16 protein-coding genes and 2 pseudogenes are annotated in these 20,795 nt (G+C 59.3%); 6 read left to right on the plus strand and 12 right to left on the minus strand.

Features of this window, described 5'->3' with window-relative positions; genetic code table 11:
* Positions 1-249: 249 nt before the first annotated feature.
* From HUK72_RS24150 to HUK72_RS24160, 3 genes are all read right to left on the minus strand, one after another.
* Positions 250-1,749, minus strand: coding sequence for a calcium-binding protein (locus HUK72_RS24150; RefSeq protein WP_176599092.1), 1,500 nt, complete (start codon positions 1,747-1,749; stop codon positions 250-252).
* A 756-nt stretch (positions 1,750-2,505) separates the two neighbouring features.
* The gene (locus tag HUK72_RS24155) at positions 2,506-3,954 is read right to left on the minus strand and encodes a lipopolysaccharide biosynthesis protein (protein WP_176599093.1); all 1,449 of its coding nucleotides are present in this window, start codon (positions 3,952-3,954) and stop codon (positions 2,506-2,508) included.
* 5 nt (positions 3,955-3,959) lie between these two features.
* Positions 3,960-4,544: a sugar transferase gene (locus HUK72_RS24160; protein ID WP_176599094.1), complete on the minus strand. Its 585-nt coding sequence runs from the start codon at positions 4,542-4,544 to the stop codon at positions 3,960-3,962.
* 620 nt (positions 4,545-5,164) lie between these two features.
* On the opposite strand from HUK72_RS24160, the gene HUK72_RS24165 reads away from it, so the two are divergent.
* From HUK72_RS24165 to HUK72_RS24175, 3 genes are all read left to right on the plus strand, one after another.
* Complete coding sequence (locus HUK72_RS24165; protein ID WP_176599095.1) at positions 5,165-5,857, plus strand: polysaccharide biosynthesis/export family protein; 693 nt, start codon at positions 5,165-5,167, stop codon at positions 5,855-5,857.
* 84 nt (positions 5,858-5,941) lie between these two features.
* Positions 5,942-8,125 (plus strand): polysaccharide biosynthesis tyrosine autokinase, encoded by a 2,184-nt coding sequence (locus tag HUK72_RS24170; RefSeq protein WP_176599096.1) that lies wholly within the window; start codon positions 5,942-5,944, stop codon positions 8,123-8,125.
* 5 nt (positions 8,126-8,130) lie between these two features.
* The gene (locus HUK72_RS24175) at positions 8,131-9,570 is read left to right on the plus strand and encodes an O-antigen ligase (protein ID WP_176599097.1); all 1,440 of its coding nucleotides are present in this window, start codon (positions 8,131-8,133) and stop codon (positions 9,568-9,570) included.
* A 31-nt stretch (positions 9,571-9,601) separates the two neighbouring features.
* On the opposite strand, the gene HUK72_RS24180 is transcribed toward HUK72_RS24175, so the two are convergent.
* From HUK72_RS24180 to HUK72_RS24195, 5 genes are all read right to left on the minus strand, one after another.
* Complete coding sequence (locus HUK72_RS24180) at positions 9,602-11,593, minus strand: glycosyltransferase (protein ID WP_176599098.1); 1,992 nt, start codon at positions 11,591-11,593, stop codon at positions 9,602-9,604.
* Positions 11,594-11,611: 18 nt separating this feature from the next.
* The gene (locus HUK72_RS24185; RefSeq protein ID WP_176599099.1) at positions 11,612-12,322 is read right to left on the minus strand and encodes a response regulator transcription factor; all 711 of its coding nucleotides are present in this window, start codon (positions 12,320-12,322) and stop codon (positions 11,612-11,614) included.
* 666 nt (positions 12,323-12,988) lie between these two features.
* A complete protein-coding gene (locus HUK72_RS27070; RefSeq protein ID WP_218036271.1) occupies positions 12,989-13,195 on the minus strand; it encodes a hypothetical protein in 207 nt (68 codons plus the stop codon).
* Between the two features lie 196 nt (positions 13,196-13,391).
* A complete protein-coding gene (locus HUK72_RS24190) occupies positions 13,392-14,159 on the minus strand; it encodes an SDR family oxidoreductase (RefSeq protein ID WP_176599448.1) in 768 nt (255 codons plus the stop codon).
* Positions 14,149-14,838, minus strand: coding sequence for a GntR family transcriptional regulator (locus HUK72_RS24195; protein WP_255325991.1), 690 nt, complete (start codon positions 14,836-14,838; stop codon positions 14,149-14,151). Before HUK72_RS24195 ends, HUK72_RS24190 begins: the two co-directional genes overlap by 11 nt.
* 54 nt (positions 14,839-14,892) lie before the next feature.
* On the opposite strand from HUK72_RS24195, the gene HUK72_RS24200 reads away from it, so the two are divergent.
* The 3 genes and pseudogenes from HUK72_RS24200 to HUK72_RS27455 form a co-directional block, all read left to right on the plus strand.
* Positions 14,893-15,627, plus strand: coding sequence for an SDR family NAD(P)-dependent oxidoreductase (locus tag HUK72_RS24200; RefSeq protein ID WP_176599100.1), 735 nt, complete (start codon positions 14,893-14,895; stop codon positions 15,625-15,627).
* Between the two features lie 8 nt (positions 15,628-15,635).
* On the plus strand, positions 15,636-16,799 hold the full coding sequence (locus HUK72_RS24205; RefSeq protein ID WP_176599101.1) for an acyl-CoA dehydrogenase family protein: 1,164 nt from the start codon (positions 15,636-15,638) through the stop codon (positions 16,797-16,799).
* Between the two features lie 78 nt (positions 16,800-16,877).
* A pseudogene (locus HUK72_RS27455) lies at positions 16,878-17,066 on the plus strand (hypothetical protein); the annotation flags it as partial.
* Between the two features lie 357 nt (positions 17,067-17,423).
* Here HUK72_RS27455 and HUK72_RS24210 read toward each other — a convergent pair.
* From HUK72_RS24210 to HUK72_RS24225, 4 genes and pseudogenes are all read right to left on the minus strand, one after another.
* Entirely contained in the window at positions 17,424-18,143 is a 720-nt protein-coding gene (locus HUK72_RS24210) for an IS3 family transposase (RefSeq protein WP_176599450.1), read from the minus strand.
* On the minus strand, positions 18,092-18,439 hold the full coding sequence (locus HUK72_RS24215) for a transposase (protein ID WP_176599102.1): 348 nt from the start codon (positions 18,437-18,439) through the stop codon (positions 18,092-18,094). Before HUK72_RS24215 ends, HUK72_RS24210 begins: the two co-directional genes overlap by 52 nt.
* Positions 18,440-18,475: 36 nt before the next feature.
* A pseudogene (locus HUK72_RS27460) lies at positions 18,476-18,670 on the minus strand (ATP-binding protein); the annotation flags it as partial.
* A 7-nt stretch (positions 18,671-18,677) separates the two neighbouring features.
* Complete coding sequence (locus HUK72_RS24225; protein WP_176599103.1) at positions 18,678-20,780, minus strand: recombinase family protein; 2,103 nt, start codon at positions 20,778-20,780, stop codon at positions 18,678-18,680.
* Between the last annotated feature and the right edge of the window lie 15 nt (positions 20,781-20,795).

Here is a 20,795-nt window from a genome sequence, read left to right on the forward strand (position 1 = left end):
AGGGAGGGCTCTGGAGCGCAGCAGTTCGCAGGCTCACACGCCTTGAAGAACAGGGCACCCGGAAACTAGAGTCTGTTTCGATTAGATTGAATCGAAACAGACTCTGGTTTCCTTTGTTTTCCGTGATTTCCCAGCCGTGAAATGTTCCATTTCACTCGAAATCACTCTGGGAGCACCCTGCACCTTACGCCTAATTGAAATCAACTGCCACCGATGGACTAAGTCCAGCGGAGAACAGCCGTCACAATGTCAGACAACGAAAATGTCGTATTTGGTGAGGTCCAAATGAGCCGACAGATGCGCGATGGGAATGGGCGCGCCCGAACCATTGCCGTCGGCATCGTAAGACAGAATGCCGGTGTGGCTGTCGTACAGGACATGATCGTTCGAGTCGTTGGCCACCACGCCGTCCCCATGCTCGAAATAGGCGCCGGACAGACGCACCGGGCTGCCCAGCGATCCGGAGCCGAGCTTCGTGAAGACTGCATTGTCGAGATAGACGGAGTCCTCGGACGTATTGAAGTCGGTTATCGTGGCGGCGCCGCCGCCGAGCGACGTGTCGAAGACGAACTTGTCATGCCCGCGGCCGCCGGTCAGCATGTCGGCGCCACCCTTGCCGAAGATCGTGTCGGTTCCGGCAAGCCCGTCAATGTGGTCTACGCCCGCGGTGCCGGTCAGCTTTTCGCCGCTGCTGGTGCCGGTGATCGTGTTGAAGGAGCCCGAACTGGTTGTTGTGGTCGGCGTCGTCGGCGTTGGGCTCGATGTCGTCGGTGCCGGGCTCGAAGTGGACGGGGCTGTGATCGATGAGGACGTGCCACCACCCGGAAGCGGCGGAAGCGGCGTCACCTCCGCATAGGGCGTGCCGTCATGATTATCGAGCCACGCCGCCTTGCTCGCTGCCCAATAATCGCGAGCCTCCTGACCTTGCAATATGGTGAAGCCGGCCGGGGGCTTCGGATAGGTGGACGGCAATGGCGTGTCCGACAGGTTCAGGAAGACATTGCCGTGCGATTCGACAACATGGTCCCACGCGATCTTGAGCCGGGCCTGACTTTCGTGGTTGGGGTCCTCGATCGCGATCACCGTGTTGACGATCCGGATGTCGGGCGTCGTCTGCGGCGCGCCCGTATCCGTCTTGAACGGGGAAACGTGCGTCATTTCGCCATGGAAAAGGTAGGACTCCATGCGCATGAACACGCCATCGAGCTTAATCGTGTTCATCGAACCATCATAATGGTCGCTGTCGCCAAGGCTGATGCCCGAAAAGACGCCGTCGAACAGAGTGTCGCGAATGGTTCCGCCCATCACATAGTCATTCTCGACGGCATCGTCGCGCGCGTTGCTGACGTAAGTATCATCGATCAGGAAGTTGCTGCTGCCGTTGGCGATCCGGATCGCATCCCATGTCTTGTCGAGGCGCCAGTCCTCGATGACCACGTTCGGTGCGTTCTCGACACGGATCGCGGCCGAATTGGTATAGGTATATTCCCAGTCGGACTGCTGCGGCACCTGACCCCAGATTTCGCCGCCCTTGATCACCAGGCCCGTACCGGCATTGGTGACCTTGAACGGGTAGGTATTCAGCGCGCCCGTACCCCATGTCGAGAGGTGCGTGGCGTCGGGATTATCATTGCGACTATTGTCGACGATCCAGGAGGCGTTGGTTGCATCGATCACCGAGCCTGCGGCAAGATTCGAAACGCTGTAAGGAGTATAGCCGTAATCCTGTGAAAGAGTGATGTACGTCATCTATTAAATTCCTTTTTGCGACCCAAACACTTCTTGCACATGTTCTCTTTTTATTGTTGAGTAACAGTTGCCGAAGTGTTTTTATTATATTTACAAAACTGCCTTATTCACCGTAAATAAATCTAGTAATTCCGAAAATATTTCGGCATTATCAGTGGCTTGCGATCAAGGTGATGCAGGACGCATCGACTTGATCGCACGTGGACCGACACCACATGGGGGGTAGTTGCCCAACACGAAGCGAGCGGTCCCCGAGCCGCTGTTCGCACCTGGATGATCATCGGTGCGGAGCCACCGGGAGATCATTGAAGATGGACTGTTTCTATTTGTCACATGACAGCATGACAAGGTAAGTGGGCGCTGCTACAGCACCGTTCGTCTTATAATGGCGCGTGATTGGATGATTCAATTCAACTTATACTTTCAACAAATTCAACAGGTTATTTGCAACGATTGATCTTGTGCTTTGAAAGATAAAGGGATTCTTCGACGAATCGAAGCTGTGTTGATCGCCGCTGAGAGTTGATCGGGGATTTTCGCCGGGAAATGACCCGCTTTATTGTTATGTTCTGGGTGTCATTTGGCAGGTCAAGATGCGGATTTCTTTCTGCTTTTAGAGTCCGTTTGAGAAATCGCGGAAGAGCGATTTCCGAGGCTGGTGCCGCAATGCGCCAATAGGCGCATTCTCAAACAGGCTTTTAGCCTGCCGAGCCAGCGGTCGGCACGCGCGGCAGACGATTGCCGCACAGATCATCGCTATGAATAATGCGGTTTGAGCCGGGGGAGAACCAACGGACGGACCACGATCGCATAGGCTGAGACGGCCAGGACCAGGACGATGAGCGAGTGCCAGGAGCCGACCAGCAACGCGATGGCGGTCATCAGGCCACTGCCCAGCAGGGGGCGCTGCAGGGCGCGGAACAGATCAGCCAAGGGAAGGTGGATCAGCCGCCAGAGGGCCACTCCATAGGCGATGCGTGACACGCAATAATGGCCAAGGACAGCCAATGCCGCGCCGGGCAGGCCGGCCCAGGTGATCCCGATCCACAGCGCCGGCAGGGCGACCAGAATGGAAACGGCCAGGTTGATGCGGAAATCGAGGTCGGGCCGACCGATCCCCCTTAACACCTCGCCCGGCGTGCCTGCCGAGGCGGCGACCATGCTCGCCGCCGCAAGTATCTGGATCGGGACGATGGCGGCGTCCCATTTGGGGGTGAACAGGGCCGGGACGATGTAGTTCGCGAACAGGATCAATACCGTGGCTGCCGGAAATATCGTTACCGACATGTACCGAACCGTTCCCAGATAAACCGTGCGAATATCCGCGTCCCGTCCGATCGCCCTGCTGTAGAAGGGAAAAACGGCCTTGCTGACCAGCCAGTAAGCCTTGCCCCGCAGTGTTTCCGTCAGCAGAAATGCGATGGAATAGATGCCGAGCGCATGAGCGCCTACAAGCTTGCCGATCAGCAGATAATCGAGATTCTGCTGAAAGGAGATCAGCACCCGGGAACCGACGATGAATTTGCTGTAGGAACCGAGATCGCGCAGAATGGCCAGGTTCAGCCGGACGTGCGGACGCCATCCGGAAAAGGCGAAGGTGATGACACATGTGCCGGCGGTGGCGACCAGCGTTTGCGCCACCAGACTCCACACATTCGCGCCGGCAAGTGCAAGCAGGAGGGCGGCGGCGCATCCGGCCAGCGTGCCTAATATATCGGCCAGGGCGATCTGCTTGAACCGCATGCTGCGCGCCAGCCGCGCTTCTGGCACCACCTGCAGATTCTGGAACACGATCCCCGCGCTCATTGCCAGCGCGATCGGGGCGAGGCGCGGTTCCCCGTAGAACCAGACCAGAAATGGAACGCCGATCAGCCACATGACCACGATCATCACGAATGACGACAGGAACAGCAGCCAGAACGCGCTATCGTACAGCAATTTGGTGCGGTGATCCCGCTGGCGCTGAATGAGGCCAAGGCGAAAGCCAAGATCGGCAACGATCGCGATGATGGCGGAGAACACCAGCACCATGTTGTAGAAGCCGAAATGTTCGGGCAGCAGGAGCCGGGCGAGAACCACTTTGGCAAGGATGCTCGAACCCTTGCCGATCATCATCCCGACCGCGTTCCAGGCAACGCCTTTGCGGATCAGCCGCTTTTCCGACTGCAATCGCCGTTGGGGAGCAGGTGTGTCGGTGGAGGCCAAGGCGTTCAGTACCCGGTGCCGAGAAGAACCACCGGAATGGTCCGCAGGATGATCAGAACATCCTGGCTGACGGATTTGGTACGCGCATATTCGCAATCCAGTTGCGCCCGGCCCTCGAAGCTGATCTGGTTGCGGCCGCTGACTTGCCATGGGCCAGTGATGCCGGGCTTCAAAGAGCAATAAATGGGAAAGGCATCCGCGTAGAAATGGGCTTCGTCCGTGGCGAGTGGCCGTGGTCCGACAATGCTCATCTCACCCCTTACCACGTTGAAAAGCTGCGGTAACTCGTCAATACTGTAACGCCGGAGAAATCGTCCGAAATATGTGATGCGCGGATCGTCGAGAAGCTTTCGGTCCCGCTGCCAGATCGCGCTGATGGCGGGGGAGGATTCCAGTAGTTCGCGAAGCCGCCGATCGGCATCGGCCTGCATCGTCCGGAATTTGAAACAGCGGAAAATCTTGCCGTCATGGCCGAACCGGCGCTGACTGTAGAAGACAGGGCCTGAGCCACTGAACAGCACGAGGATGGTGGCGACCAGCATCACCGGCCACAGAACCAACAGGCACAGCATGGCAAGTGTGAGGTCCATGCAGCGTTGTAGCACCAATGCGGAGGCGTGTCGCGGAGTGGATTCGGTTGTGCGCGCCGCCGCGACAGGCGGTTCCCCACGGGCCGGACCGATCGGCCGGGCTGGGGAGGGAAGCACAGTCGTGCCAGCGAGATTTGCGGCGGCCCGGGTCCGTTGCCGCCGTCTGCGTTGCAGCGGTTTTGGCTTTAGCGGTCTGGGTGCCATTTCATCGATGCGAGTAGCCATGCTCAACTCTCCGACAGCAAGCCGCATCGTCGGTTTTGGACCGGCGATGGGCCACGCAAAGCCGATCGCCGGTCACGTTGTGATCCGGCGTCGAAATCTGCCATCAACTTCTGGTGCCGTCCGAAACATCTGATTAGCCGCACGAAAACGGCAAATATCAAAAGCAACGGACAAGGACCGAACAGCGCCCGCAACGTGTGAGGATGGACAACTGATCCCGACTTTTGAATTCTGTTTTCGGGCTAGCCCTTGGGGTCTAGACCTTCGCAAAGATTGTTTAAATACAAGCGTGCGAGCACAACTTTGGCTGCGGCGGGCAGTACGAGACCCGCTGGCCTGCCTGTTCGTGCGCCCCGGCAGCGCGAGCGTGCAGCTCAAGTTGAGAGGTGTGCGGCATGAACAAGCGTTTCCTGCTGATCCTTCCGGCGCTGAGCGTCGTCGCCGCTTGCGCAAGCAACCATGTAGGCGCTGGCCTGCCCCGTGGCGGAACGGCATATAGCCTCGTCCCTGCGGTGAGCAGCAATGTCGCGCCCGAAGAATATCGCATCGGACCGCTGGACGCCCTCGACATCACCGTATTGCAGGAGCCGGATCTTTCACCCAAAGCGGCGCCCGTCGACGCGTTCGGCAATGTCAACCTGACACTGATCGGCGATGTTCGGGCGAGTGGCAAGACCGCCAGCGAACTGGCGAAGGAAATCGCCGACCGTTACGGCCGGAAATACCTCAAGAACCCCCAGGTTTCTGTCGTCGTCGCCAAGCCGGTGGCGCAGAAGGTTGCGGTGCAGGGCGAGGTAGCCCAGCCCGGTGTTTATCCGATCGAAGGGCCGACGACCTTGCTTGGCGCACTTTCGCTGGCGAAGGGCGAAACGGAGTACGCCGCGCTCAATGACGTGGTCGTGCTCCGTCAGGTCAACGGACAGCGGACGGGCGCGGTTTTCGACATCCGCCAGATTCGCAATGGCCAGGCGGCTGACCCCCAGATCAGGTCCAACGACACGATCATCGTCGGTTATTCGGGAGGCCGGAGAGCATGGCGTGACCTCATGAGCGGGTTCCCGATTTTCAACATCTTCCGGGCCTTCTAGCGACAGGGGATACCTATGCACGGCCAAAATTTCGCGCTGACGCCCCAAGGCGACCGGTTGGTCAGGGTGGACGATGATCGGCTGGTGCAGGGCTATGCCGAGTATGATCTAGAAGTTCCCACGCGTGGGATCGACCTTCAGGCTCTTTGGTGGATGCTTGTCCGCAATCGCGTGATGATGCTCGCCATCTTGCTGGTTGCGCTTGTCATCGGCGCGGCAAGCATCTGGCTGCCCAAACCGGTCTATACCGCGCAGGCAACCATCCAGATCGAACCGCAGACCGCACGGATTCTGGGCACGGAGAATATCACTCCCGACCCTGGAAGTACGGAGAACAACAGGATCCTCCAGACCCAGGTGGACCTGCTGGGCAGCCGCTCCACCGCGCAGCACGTCGCGCAACAACTCAAACTGGCCAACGACCCGCAATTTCTTCGGGACGCGGGACTGGAGAATGAACCGGCCGGCGATCTCCGCACCGCAATGGTGGCGAGCGCGCTGCAGGAAAAGCTGAACCTTTCCTCACCGCGGGACACCCGGCTGATCGCCGTGCAATATGACAGTCACGATCCGGCGCTTGCCGCACGTATCGCCAACAGCTTCGCTGAGATGTTCATCAACGACACCCTGCAACGGCGACTCGACACCTTCACCTATTCGCGCAACTTCCTTCACCGGCAGTTGGGCGAGACCAAGGGGCGGCTCGAGAAGTCGGAGAGCAAGCTTGTCAGCTACGCCCTGTCCGCGGGACTCGTCGATGCCGGCAATGCTGCGGGATTAGCCGGGGGTGATGGCGAGCGGCGGTCAATCACCACCGCGAGCCTGGTAGACCTCAATACCGCTTATTCGCAGGCGCAGACAAACCGGATGCAGGCGCAGCAGCGCTGGGAGCAGGCAATGGCGACTCCAGTCATGAGCCTTCCGGAAGTGCTCAGCAACCCCGCGATCCAGAACCTTACCCGTCAACGTGCCGAACTGGAAGCGACGCTGCAGCAGGAGCGGGAACGTCGCCAGGACAATCATCCGGGGATCATCCAGGCCAGAGCGCAGATTACCGAGCTGGACCGCCAGATCGGCGCCATCGCCTCTGGTGTCCGCGCGTCCATCGGCAATCAATTTCGCGTGGCCGCCGGACAAGAGGCGGCGCTCAGGGGCAGCGTCAGCGCGCTGAAAGCCGCGACCTTCGCCGAGCAGGGCAAGGATGTGCGCTACAATATCCTGAAGCGCGAGGTGGATACCAACCGCAATCTCTACAACACCTTGCTGCAACGGTATAACGAGGTGAGCACGCAGGTGGCGAATACGACCAATCCGATCTCGATCATCGACCGGGCGCAGATGCCGGTGTCGCCATCCTATCCGCGGCCGGCGCTGAACATGGCGCTAGCGAGCCTGGCCGGTGTCGCGTTGGCGCTCATGGCGGGCTTCGTGCGCACCCGGATGGACGACAAGGTGCACGGTCCGACAGATGTGGAAGGCGACTTCCATACGCCTCTGCTGGGCGTCATACCGTTGATCAAGGGTGGCGAGACCATCGCCGAAGCGATGGATGATCCGCTTTCCTCAGTGACGGAGGCGCATCACGCCATTTGCCTCGCGCTCGATCCTGTCGTCCAGACTCCCGAGCGTAGCGTGTTGTTGTTGACCAGCAGCAGTTCGAACGAGGGCAAATCGACCATTGCCGTCAAGATTGCGTCGAGTCTTGCCGCCACTGGCAAGAATGTGCTGGTCATCGACGGCGATATGCGCCGCGGGTCCCTTCACCGCCTACTCGGCCTTTCCAATGATTTTGGCCTTGCCGACCTGCTATCGAAGGGGAGTGGCGAAGGTTTGATGGACGCGGTGCAATATTGCGAGCATCACGGCTTCTCGGTGCTGTCGCGCGGCGGCCGGTCGTCGGCCAATCCCGCCGAGCTTCTGGCGAACAGCCGTTTTGCGGCCCTGCTGGATGAAGCTGTCGGCCTGTTCGACGCGATAGTCCTTGACGGTCCGCCGGTCCTGGGCCTTGCCGATGCCCCGCGCATCAGCGGGATGGCAGATGCGACACTGTTCATCGTCGAGGCCAACCGCACATCCAAGGCGGATGTAAAGATTGCGTTGAAACGGCTGGGTGACGCCGGTGCCGGCCAGATCGGTCTGGTCATCAGCAAATATGATCCGGCCAAGGACACCGGAGCGTACGGCTACGCCTATCGCTACGACTATCCCTTGGATGGAGATGGGATCGCTGGCGAGATGCCGCCTCGTCAACTGCAACAGGAGGTGTGACGACAATGTCGCCGAACGAACGGCGCTCGTCGAGGCGATCTCCACAGATTTCGGCGCCTATCCTTGCAGGCCCGTCGGCACATCTGCCGGCACAGACAAAGAGCTGCTTTGGCGTTCTGGCCGCGGTGACGATATTCCTGCCGCTTTGGATTCCCCGACCGCTGATGATCGGCGAATTGTCATTTGCCTTCATCGTGCCGTTCATACTCGCGTTCTGGGCTTTGACACAGCTCGCATGGCCCGGAAGTTTCCGGCGGGCATTACACGGTCGCTATGGCCGCGGGCTGTGGCTGGAAGCGCTCTGCGTTGGCGTGGTCATGCTGATGGCTTTCATGTCCATGTTGGTTTCTCCGGATCCGCTACGGGCATTTCGAGTCATACTGCCGATGACCTACGGGCTCTTCGCGCTGATCCTCCTTTCCCGGATGCCGTCGCGCCTGCAGCGTCGAATTGTCTTCGCCCTGCTATACTCTGGGGTACTGATTTTCGGCCTTGCCATCGGTCTTTCGCAGACCGGCTGGGGCCGTGCGATCGTGATGCGCGACTATCGCTTCCTCGCATTTTTCGAAAAGCCAAATCAGTTGGGTGTCGCGGTGTTGGCAGTCTGGCCCTTGGCCGTCGCGTTGCTCCTGAACGCCCGAACGACTGTTCTTCGCCTGTCGTCCGCACTGATGGTCCTGGTCCTGGCAACCGCGATCTTCATGAGCGGAACCAAGACCGCGTTGGCACTGGGGTTCGTCTCAGCGGCGCTGATCTGGCTCTATCATGGAAGTCGCAGCGGCAGCGTTGACAAGACGCTATTCAAATTGTCCGTCATTCTGTGCGGGATCGCGTTAGCCGTGCCTGTGACACTGTGGGTGCTGAGCTGGGCAAGCCCGGATTTCTTCAGGCGGGTAAACAGCATCTTGACCTATGGCATGTGGGAATTTCCCAGCATGCAAACGCGCGACGTCGTATGGAAGGAGTCGATCCGGATCGGCCTGGACCATCCACTGCTCGGGGAGGGGGCTGGGACGCGCGTTTACCGCTACGCCCACTCGCACAATATGTTTCTCGATTATTTTCGTGGAATGGGTGTCTTTGGCCTGGCGGCTGCCGTTGGGCTGGTGCTGAGTGCCGTCGGCCGCGGAGCCAACTTCCTTCTTTCCACCTTACCCAAGGGGCAGGTCGATCGGACGTCGGATACAATCGTGGCCGGCATGTATTTGGGTGCGATCTTTTACTTGATTGGGAATCAACTCAGCGATTCTTTCTCGCCTACGACGGCGTTTCTGTTCTGGATCATGTACCTCGGTGCTTATTTTACCGCCCCGCCCCTGAATTCGGTCGCGCGAAGGTCCATGACTTCGGTCGCGCGCCCGGTTGGTCCGCCGTCGACCTCGGCTTGGGTGCCCCGCACGCAGCGCGTCAGTTCGAAGCCGAAGACGGCTGTCCATGCGATCTGAGAAACGTTCCAAGGGTGCGTGCCGGGTTGAGTTATGATCTCAACCCATTGCGATCTTCTCGCTCGAGCTGGCAGAGATAGTCGCTGATATGTTGGGCGCGGTCCAACGGCGTATCACCGCCGTCGCCCGAAATGCGAAGCAGTCGGCCCGGAAGGTGTCGGCGCTCGAGTTCACCTTCGATCTCATCGGCAATATGCTCGATGGCCTCCTCACCGCGTGCCCAGAGAGCGAGGTTCGCGATGGATTCTGCGTTCTGGAAACGCGATGTGTGCCGCCGCCGACGCGCAAGCCGTTGCCGTGCCACGGCGGTAGGGGCCTCAACATGGATGAAAAGGGTCTCGCCTATCCAGCCGTCCAATTGATTGAACACCGGTTCAGCCGGGGCGGCGTCGCGCCCATGGTGGATGCGCGCCGTCCAGATCGCTTGCGCTAATCCCTGATCCGCGATCAGAAGGCCGTTATGTCCTTGTCGCAAGTGCATCGCCAACACCGACAGGAAGTTCCACCGAGTCTTCACTGCATCCTTGCCGCCGCGCTGATGGGGGGTAAGCCCCTGCGAGGCGAGGAACATTGCATGAGGGCTGCGAAGAAAGGCCCGGGTGAGGAGGGCGAGGCGTCGCAACGACCTGCGCAGGAAGGGCAGTTCATCGCCCATCGCATCACGGCTGAAGCGCACCGGCGCCCGTTGCTCACGTAACAGGCAGAGGAGCTTACGCGCGACCGTCGTCTTGCCCGACCCCGGAAGCCCGAGAAACTCGACGGTCGTGATGGGTCGCTGCTGTGCGACACTGCTCGCCAACGCACTGGCATAGGCGCGGTCGATCCGCTCTCCCATCATCTCCTCGCGCCAGGACGAAACGTTCGTTGATCGGGCACCGTGCTGTAGTTGGGCAAGGCGGTGGGGCGAGTCCAAAAGGGCGAATATCTGTGCCGCAGTCACCGCGAGGTCATCGGCATCGGTGATGATCCCGTTGATATTGTCTGCAACGATCTCCTCGATTCCCGGCAGCCGTGCCACCACCAGCGGCTTGCCCCCTGCGATTGCCTGAACGGCCGTGCGCGGCAGCCCCTCTCGCTCGGCCGCATGTACGCACAGGTCAGCGAGCGCGATCAGTTCCCACGGCGCAGGATCGTGGCCGAGGAAGCGGACCTTGTCCGCAATCCCGAGGACGCGAACCTCTTCCTCGCACCGGAGGCGTTCCGGCCCATCGCCGGCAAAAAGCAGACATGCATTGCTACGCTCGCGCAGGCCTGCCGCCATTGCGCGAAGCAACGGCAGTTGACGCTTCCGCTCCTCAAATGCGGCTATCTTGAGAATGAAATGTGGCCGTTCCTTTCCGTTCCAACCGCCGATGCGGTTTCGCCAGTCGAGAGGAGGCACTGCGGACGTAAAGCGATCGAGCGGCATTCCGCTGTGGATTACCTGAATTGGGACATCCCCGCCGATGCCCGCATCGAGATAGGCTTGCTGCATCCCACGACTGACGGCGATCAGCAGGTGGGTGAAGTGCGCGCAGGCCCGCTCCGCATCGACATAGAGCAGACGTTGCCCGCCGCTCACCGCAACGAACGGGGCAATGTGAATGGTGTGCACGATCAGCGGTACTCGGGCAGCGGCGGCGGCCACCCTTCCGACGATTCCCGCCTTGCTCTCGTGCGTGTGCACAATGTCCGGCTGAAGTTGTCGGTAGAGCTGGCGCAAGTCACGTAATGCCACAAGGTCTGCAACAGGGCTTATGGGGTGGACGAGGGCGTCCATACTGATAAGCCGGAAACGGTCGCCGATGCGCTCGGCCCAGATCGGATTAGCGCCAGGGCCATGGATCAGGGTCACGTGGTGGCCGCACGCCGCCTGGTGAAGACAGGTTGCGATCGTATTCTCCTCTGCCCCGCCAAGAACGAGCCGAGTGATGACGTGGACGATGTTGAGAGGCCGAACCGTGGGTTCCCCTGCTGGGCAGGGCATAAGAGCGGGTTGGATTGCGCTCCAATTGGCCGCTTCGTGCGATCGAAGAAACAGCATGGCGGAGAATCCTGCTGATCATGCTTCGGTTGAGGTGCTCCGCGTGAGGCGAAGCGCCGCCAAGGCGGCGAGCCGGCTGTGGACCCCAAGTGTGCGGAACGCCGCATGAACATGCACCTTGACGGTGCTCGGCGAAATCCCGAGTTCGCGCGCTATCACCTTGTTGGTGTGACCTGCCAAGAGGAGTCTGATCACCTGCTGCTCCCTCTCTGTCAGCATGGCAAGCGCCTGGAGGTTTAGCGACACATCATCCGGCTTCTCGTCCTCCCTCAAGAACTGCGATTCGAACAGGTCGGAGGGAACAAAGATGCCATCTTCCTCCACGGTTTGAAGTGCTCGGAGCAGTTCCGCGCCGTGCCCGATCTGCTTGGGGATAAAGCCGTGTGCGCCAGCGGAAAGAATGGATAGAGCCTCACGCAGATCTTTGCGTTCGGAAAAGACCGCCATGCGCATCGCTGGTCGTGCCTTGTGAAGTTCGCGGATCGTGTCCAGTCCCGAAGATCCTGGTAAGTCAAAATCGAGCGCAAGAAAATCTACTGCGGATTCCATGGATAGTATTTCTGTAAGACCGCTGTGGTCATGAACGCGGATTACTTTAGAAAATCCGACATCCCGCTGGAGCATCGCTGCGAGACCTGCATTATAAAACACATGGCGTTCCGCAACGACGGCGATCGTTCCAGTCTCGCGATGGGGCAGCTCAACCCTCTCGTTGCCGACGAGAAACATATCCAACCTCCACTATGAATCTACAGTATACATAAAAATCCTATGGTTAAAATTGGCGCATTGTACTTATCACATTTGCTATAATCAAAAGATATATTCAAAATATTGATTGATATAACTTACTGCCTATCACTAAAATGGCGTCAATAAATTATGACGTAGAATCAATATCATCTGCCAACATTTATGATGAATTTAGCTGAATTTGAGTCATGGATCTAATATCTGAAATCGAAATTCGCCTCATGCGCCGATGATAATATTTACTCCGAATGAAAGGCGGTAATTTCTGGCTGGTTCGCTGCCTGGGCTGTAGATATCCGTCCATGAAACGCAGGTCATTGTTAAATTTAGAATCGGACGGCTATATTCCGAAGTATAAAGATCTTAATGTTTCACCTGATCTAACGAAAATCTTGCGATTGCGCGCGCAAATGATCAGCTCAAGATCGTCGTTCCCGACACGCTAACCGTCGCCTCCCGTTGTATCTTAAAATTCCGGCGCCTCGATGAAGCGATGTTCATCATGCGCACCATGGCTTTCGCGCGCACCGGTGGTTTCTGGATTCTTTTCCGACTGGACTATCGTTAGGTTTCGTGCACAAAGGGCGGCCATAGCAATGTTGATGCGATGCTGATGAAGCCGGCGAGGAGCGCACGGTTTTGTCATAGCGTAGGGCGATGCGTCAGAACTGCTTGGGCTTTCCGAACATGTGCGTAGCTGGGGTGCGTCCCTCTGTAATAGAGGACATAGATGCTCGCGCCCTCGAACGATTGAATATCGGCGAGTGGCTGAACCGGCCGCGCCAGTGGCGCGTCCGCCACTGATTTACCGATATTGACCTTGTCTAGCGGGTTATAGACTTCCGTCATCAGGCCCGACCGACCTTGCTTGCCACCGCTTTAAGGTGGGGCACGACAGATTGGGCTATGGCGTGGGACAAATCGACGGGTGCGGCGTTGCCCAATTGGCGCGTCGTTTCCCACCAGGAGCCATGGAAGACGATTCATTCGGGAAAGTCTGGAATCTGGTGCTTTCGCGGATCGTGAAGTAGCGGACCGAGCCACGTTACATCGCCGATATGCCGCCGTCGAGTTTGAGCTCCGCGCCCGTTACCATCCGACTTTCGTCCGAGGCGAGATATAGCACGGCGTAGGCCACATCGTCGGGTGTCGCGATCCGGCCGAGGGGAATTTGCCGCGACAGCTTCTGGTCACGCTCGTCACTTGCGCCAGGGACTAACCCTTCCAGGAGCGGCGTGTCGGCGAATGTGGGATGGACGGAATTGCACCGTATATCCCAGCCTTGCTTCGCACAGTGCAGGGCTATCGACTTGGTGAGCATCCACAATGCTGCCTTCGACGTGTTGTAGGCCGCGAAGGCGTGGCTGGCTATCAAGCCCGCGATCGACGAGATGTTGACGATGGAGCCGGGCTGGCTCTCTCGCATAAGGGCGAGCGCCGCGCGCGTCCCATGGAACGCGCCGTCGACGTTAATCGCCATGGTCCGCTGCCAGGTTTCGAAATCGAGGCTCTCAACTGTCCCGATCGGCGCAATTCCCGCGTTGTTCACCAGTATGGACAGCCCACCCATCGCTGCGCCCGCTTGCGCGATTCCGGTTGCCCACTCGTCCGGTCGGGTGACGTCGAGCCGGAGTGCGACGGTTTTGGCGTAGGGGAATTCGGCCGCAATCGTCTCCGCCACGAGGCTGGCGCCTTCGAGATTGATGTCGGCGATCGCGACGCTCGCCCCGTGCTGCGCCAGCATGCGGGCCATAGCCGCGCCAAGCCCCTGGGCACCGCCGGTGACGAGCGCCTTCTTGCCCTCAAGCCGCATGGTCACGCCTTATCTCCGCATCTCCGCTCGCCACGATTGCCGCACGGACATGATCGACATGCGAAGCCGCGGCCGCTTCAGCTTGGCGGGCATCGCGACCTTTCACGGCAGCAGCGATCTCGGCATAATCGCGCTGCCTGATCTCGCGTAAAGACTGCAGGGGATATTGTGCGTGGATCACATGCATTCCGATCGCTGGGAATAAGCGCTGCAATTCGCGGTTGCCACCGATCAGCAGGAGCGTCCGGTAAAACCGCCGGCGCGCACTGGAGAAGTCGACGGTTTCGCGTGCCGCCCAGAGCGCACTCACCGCCGCGTCCAGATCCGATGCATGTTCTTCACGATAGGCCTTGGCCGCACCCCCCGCGGCCATTCCCAGCATAGCGGATGCAACGTCAAGGACCTCATGCGCCTCGGAAAGGTCCAGCTTGCGAATTGCAGGTGATTTGTTGCGTGAGAAATCAACGACGCCGCGCGTGGCGAGAACCTGGAGCGCCTCGCGCACGGCGTTGCGACCTACGGCGTAATGGGTCGCGAGTTCGGTTTCCACAATCCGCTGGCCGGGGACAAGGCGTCCGGCTTCGAGCTCTCCGAGCATGCCGAGATAGACGCGCCGACCGGCGCCATGTGGCTCCGGACCCAGCCAATGCAGCTCGCTGCTCGGATCGATCATGTTCATGGCTCTTGATTGTTCCACAATCTTGTATCAAAGACAAGAGCCAGGAGGTGCCTCTTGTTCGATCTCAAAGGAAAAACCGCGCTCGTTACCGGCGCCTCGAGCGGCCTTGGCCGCCACTTCGCGCGAACACTGGCTCGTCAGGGTGCGACGGTCATTCTCGCTGCCCGCCGAGTCGATATGCTGGAAGACTTGGTCGCCGAGATCGGTGGAGGCGCTTCCCTGCGTCTCGATGTCGCTGACCCGGCAAGCATTGCGTCCGCCGCCGCCACGCTCGAAAAGGTCGATATCCTTGTCAACAATGCCGGCATCACGCGCGAGGCGCCTTTTCTGGCCATGTCGGAACCGGACTGGAACGCGGTGATCGACACCAATGTCAAAGGCATGTTCCTGCTGACGCAACAGGTCGCGGGATGCCTGCGCGCCCGCGGCAAAAGTGGGTCGGTTATCAACGTGGCGTCGATTCTCGGCCTTCGACAGGCCGGCGGGATTGCCTCCTACGTCGTTTCAAAGGCTGCAGTGATTCAGCTCACCAAGGTTGCGGCGCTCGAGCTCGCGCGCTTCAACATTCGCGTCAACGCTCTGGCACCCGGTTACATTGCGACCGACATCAACGCTGATTTCTTTGCAAGCGAACCTGGCAAGGCGCTGATCAGGCGCATTCCGCAACGCCGGCTGGGCCAGCCGGGCGATCTCGACGGACCATTGCTGCTGCTCGCCTCGGATGCCTCCGCTTATATGACGGGCTCCGTAATCGCGGTCGACGGCGGCCACCTTGTCAGCAGCCTTTGAGGAACCCCATGACCGTTCATGAACTCGCAACACGTATAGAGAGCTTCGTCCGGGAAGTCGTCATACCTTTCGAAACCGATCCCCGTTACCCGGTACATGGTCATGGACCAGACGAGAGTCTCGTCACGGAATTGAGGGCCCTGGCGCGTGCAGCGGGTCTGCTCACGCCCCACATTCGCGACGACGGTTCGCATCTTACTCAAAGGGAGACGGCGCTCCTCCTGCGCAAGTCGGGTCTGTCGCCGCTCGGCCCGCTCGCCCTCAACACAAACGCACCCGATGAAGGCAATATGTTCCTGATCGGCAAGACCGGTACGGCCGAGCAGAAGGCGCGCTTTTTAGCGCCGCTCGTCGCCGGCAACGCCCGATCAGCCTTCTTCATGACGGAGCCGTCTGCCGAAGGGGGTGCTGGGTCTGATCCATCCATGCTGCAAACGACCTGCCGCCGCGACGGCGATAGCTGGGTGATTAATGGGCGAAAGGCTTTCATCACGGGTGCAGAAGGCGCGAAAATCGGCATCCTGATGGCCAAGTCCATCGACGGCGCATGCATGTTCCTCGTCGACCTGCCGGATCCTGCCATTCGCATCGAGCGCGTGCTCGACACGATCGACAGTTCCATGCCGGGCGGCCATGCGGTCATCGCGATCGATGGTCTTCGCGTACCGGACGGGCAGCTTCTGGGAGCGAGCGGTGACGGCTTCAAATATGCGCAGGTGCGTCTCAGCCCGGCGCGCCTTTCGCATTGCATGCGTTGGCTTGGCGCCTGCATCCGGGCGCAGGAGATCGCGACCCAATATGCCTGCCGCCGCCATGCCTTCGGCAAGCCTCTGATCGATCATGAGGGGGTCGGCTTCATGCTTGCCGAGAACGCCATCGACCTCAAGCAGGCGGAGTTGATGATCGACTGGTGCGCCGATGTCCTCGACAGCGGGTCGCTCGGGACGTCTGAGAGCTCCATGACGAAGGTCGCGGTATCGGAGGCATTGATGCGGGTCATCGACCGCTGTGTGCAGACGATGGGAGGGAAGGGGGTTTCCGGGGACACGATTGTCGAACGGATCTTTCGCGACATACGCGCTTTCCGGATTTATGACGGCCCCACAGAGGTGCATAAATGGAGCCTCGCCAAGAAGATCAAACGCGACGCTTCTGCGCAGGTTTCGGCATGACCCGAAACGCGCCCGACAATTCGACGACATAACGGAGCCTGGGTTGATCCCACCGATATCGATCAACGGTTCGAAGTGGAAATCCAGTCCCGTATCCTGCGATCAGGCCGGAGCAATGTCAGCCGGGTAGTATCGGATCGTGTCCGGGCTGGACTCCTGTACCGGCATTATCAGGAGTACCGCGTCGATCATCCTAATCGTGGCGCGCAAAGGGAGGCGGTTTATACAATCACGCCCGAAGTCAAACGTGCCCTTCAACGCCATTGAGGGGCGTTGGATTGGACTCCGTTGCGAAGCGGCTCCGCGGCCGCGTGGTCAGTGAAAATTGGAGGGCGGGCGCATGGTGGCCATGGCGCGCGCAACGGCGGATGACCAAATCTCTTTGGATGGTGATGGAATCCGGGCTTTCCCGAACCAGGGTGTCGATCGCGGTTCGCGTCTCGTGTGGCGGCGGTAGTAGATAGCCGGCGTCGTCGGATGTTCTCATTACGACCTCTCTTGCGAGTCGTTGGGCAGCCAACCTACCTTTCCGCAAGCGCACTGGGAAGAAAATGTGATGAAGGATGTCAATCGGAACCGGATATTCACCCTCGATTGGAGTGGGCCCCTGGGGTCGGACAGGTATCAGGCCGCGGATTTGACCATAGTTTTGGCGTGTAACGCCTCGACCTTGAGCGTTTTCATGAAGCTTTCCGCCTTGGCGTTATCGTAAGGATTTCCGCGCCGGCTCATCGATCCGGTAATGCCATTGGCTGCCAGCAGCGCACGGTAGGAAGCGGCTGCGTACTGGGATCCACGGTCCGAATGATGAATGAGGCCCGGTGAGGGCTGCCGACTTGCGATAGCAGTTTCAAGCGCGGCAATGGCGAGGCGGGCATCGATCGACCGACCGATGGCATAGCCAACCACCCGCCTTGACCATGCGTCGAGGATGATCGCCACATAAGCAAAGCCACTCGCGATCGCGACATAGGTCAGGTCTGCGACCCAGAGCTGATCCGCACCTGTCAGAGCGACGTCCTTCGCCAGGTCCGGGAAGATCGGCAGATCGTGATCACTGTCCGTCGTTGCGACATATCTCCGCCGTCTCCGCGGCTGAAGGCTGTGTTCGCGCATCAAACGCTTGATGCGCTTATGATTTGCGCAGATGCCCTGGTGCTGAAGGGCCGCCCGTACGCGCCGCCAGCCATAAGCCTCAAACTCATCGCAGATCGCCATGATTGCGGCCAGCAGATCTGCTTCGTCAACCCGCTTCACCCGCCCATGATAATAGGTTGAACGTGCGATACCCATCAGTCTGCACCCCTGGGAGACGGAGATGCCAAGGGGCCGGTGATGACGGATGTAGTCCCGTTTCTCGGCCGCGGTGCGCTTTGCAGAGCCCCCTTTAGAAACTCCAGTTCGAGGGCCTGCTTGCCGACCAGGCGTTCCAGCGCGGCGATGCGGGCCTCATATTGCTGGATGAGATCAGCCGCTTGCGCGTCATCGTCGAACTCGCCCGCCTCATACTTCTCAATCCAGACCCGGATCAATTGGCGAGAAACGTCATGACGCTTGGCCAGCCCATGCGATGTTTCGCCGCCCAGATATTCCTGAACGACCTGACGTTTGAACTCCATGCTGTGGGAACGGTGTCGCATTGGCTTTTCTCCAAAAGCCAAACCCACGGTCAATCATTATGGTCCCACCTGTCCGACCCCAGGGGCCCACTCCAGATAAGCGCCCAACATTGACCCCCATGCCGATGGAGTTTCTTCCGGGGTTTCAGGCAGCTTCGCGGTTCTTGAGCGCCAGCTCTCATTGCCAGTTTCGATGATGTCGCAATGGTGCGTGAGCCGGTCGAGCAGCGCAGTGGTCATTTTGGCGTCGCCGAACGTTTCATGATGCCTTCCTCCTCGATGGGCTGATACGCGGATCTGCGACCCGGTACTGTGTGATTTGTTCCTCTGTAAGATAGATCTGCCAAGGTTGGCCCTTCGTGAGCTGTCGCCCTTGGAGCCGGCCTTTCTTAAGCCATTTGAATACCGTTTGGGCAGTAATTCCGAGCTCAACGGCTGCCCCTTGGATCGAGTAGGTTCCGTCGGTCCAACGATTTGGGTTGTAATCGACCCCATTGATCTTGACGGTTTTGATTTTCCACCGCTGCCTGAGCAAGTGGATGGTTTGGTTCGTGAATGCTTCGCCGCGACAGTTGGCGAGACCTTCAGCATTGAGCATTCTGGCGATCTGGGCATCCATGAAGCCGGCGGCATTGAGTTCGCGAATGCGCTGCTCGATTAGTTGGACTTGGGCGGCTTCGGTGTAAGATGCCGTTCGCCGCCTGATCCAATGCTCTGTCGTAGCGCCAGTTTGCCATATGACCCGCATCCATACCATTCCTTTGACACGGCGCTGGTCGAGTACCACCTGATCTATTACCAGTCGTAGCATCCCCTTGCGATCGGCGTTTCCAAGGGTTGTCCATAATTCGGGCAGGTCGATGCCCATTTCGGTGATGCGGGCGCGATCATCCGCACTCAGCGTGACGACCTGTCCGGCCTTCCAACGTTCATGCTCTTGCTCGACCTTCTCGGCTTCGCGCAGCTTATCTTCCCATAAAGCCTCAAGTGAGCGTGCAACCAAACGGTTCTCAGGCTCGACAGCGTTATACTGGCGCCGAGCGCGCTCGACTTCATATGCAGCACGTTCCCGCTTCAGAGCCCATTGCCGGTCAAGCGAACGAACGTCGGCGTTTATCTCATCCAGTGCAGCGAGCGTCAGCGCTAGCTGATCGGGCGCAAGGGCGGCTAGGAACAGGCGCTCGATCTCGTCCTCGACGGCCGGGGCGCGAACTTCCTGGCAATATTGCTTGGTGCACGAGACTGTTTCGGAGTGACAGCGGTAGAGCGGATATTCGCTTTTGTGGCCTGAATAATTCAGCGCCATGCGCCTCCCACACGTACCACAAATGGCGATTCCTTGAAGAAGCCCTTGGCCGCGGCGGGGCGCCCCGCGATGACCAGCGCGGAAGTTCCCGACATTATCCGCAAGACGGTCGCTGATCTCCATGTACTCCTCCCAGCTGACGTAGCCCGGATGTGCATCTCTGATGCATACTTCCCATTCCTCGGGTGGAACTGCCCGGGTCGGATTACGACTTTGCGGTCCTCGTTGCTCAGGGGCCGCGCGACGCCGTCCATAGACATAGGCGCCAGCATATGCCGGATTCTTGAGAATGGAACGAACTCTTGCATCACTGGCTTCACGCCACAACGTCTCATGGGGAGTTGGTCCTCGCAATGGCCGAACTGGCAGCAGGAGATTGGATCGCCGCAGATAACGCACAACCGCCTTTGCGCTGCCCAAAGTGGCAAACCGCTCGAACACAAGGCTAAGGCGAGCCTGTACCTCTGCATCGGGATTGAGCATGATTCCCCCACCAGGCACCGCGGCGAGCCCTGCCGGGAGCGGAATGCGCAATTCTCCACGTGCCGCTTTCTGCCGCTCGGCTTGATGCTGGCGGACTCGGATTTGATGGAGTTCCGCTTCGCTCATGATCCCTGATAGTCCCAGCAGCAGCCGGTCGTGGTACAACCCTGGATCGTAGAGCCGCTCGCAATCTGCAAGCAAAACGCCGAACATCGAGCACAGCTGGAGGAGTTGATGCCAATCGGCGTTGTTACGGGCCAGACGAGACGCATCAAAGCGCAGGACCAAGCCAGCATGCCCCAAGCCGACCTCTGCGATCAGCCGCTGGAAGCCGAAGCGCAAATGGGATTCGGCACCCGGTTTACCAAGGTCTTCGTCGATGATCGTGACACGCTCGCGAGGCCAACCCAGCGCCAGCGCACGCTCGACCAGACGATACTGAAGCGCTGTGCTTTCCCGGTGATGAAGAAGTTGGCCTGGGCTGGACTGACGAATGTAAACGTAGGCGAGCTTCGCCCGATGGCGCGTACTGACCTGTTCGTCAGCAGGCAGTTTGGCCAGAATCGACATCATTTTCGCCTCGACCGC

The organism is Sphingobium sp. 15-1, from assembly GCF_013375535.1.
GTDB lineage: Bacteria > Pseudomonadota > Alphaproteobacteria > Sphingomonadales > Sphingomonadaceae > Sphingobium > Sphingobium aromaticivastans.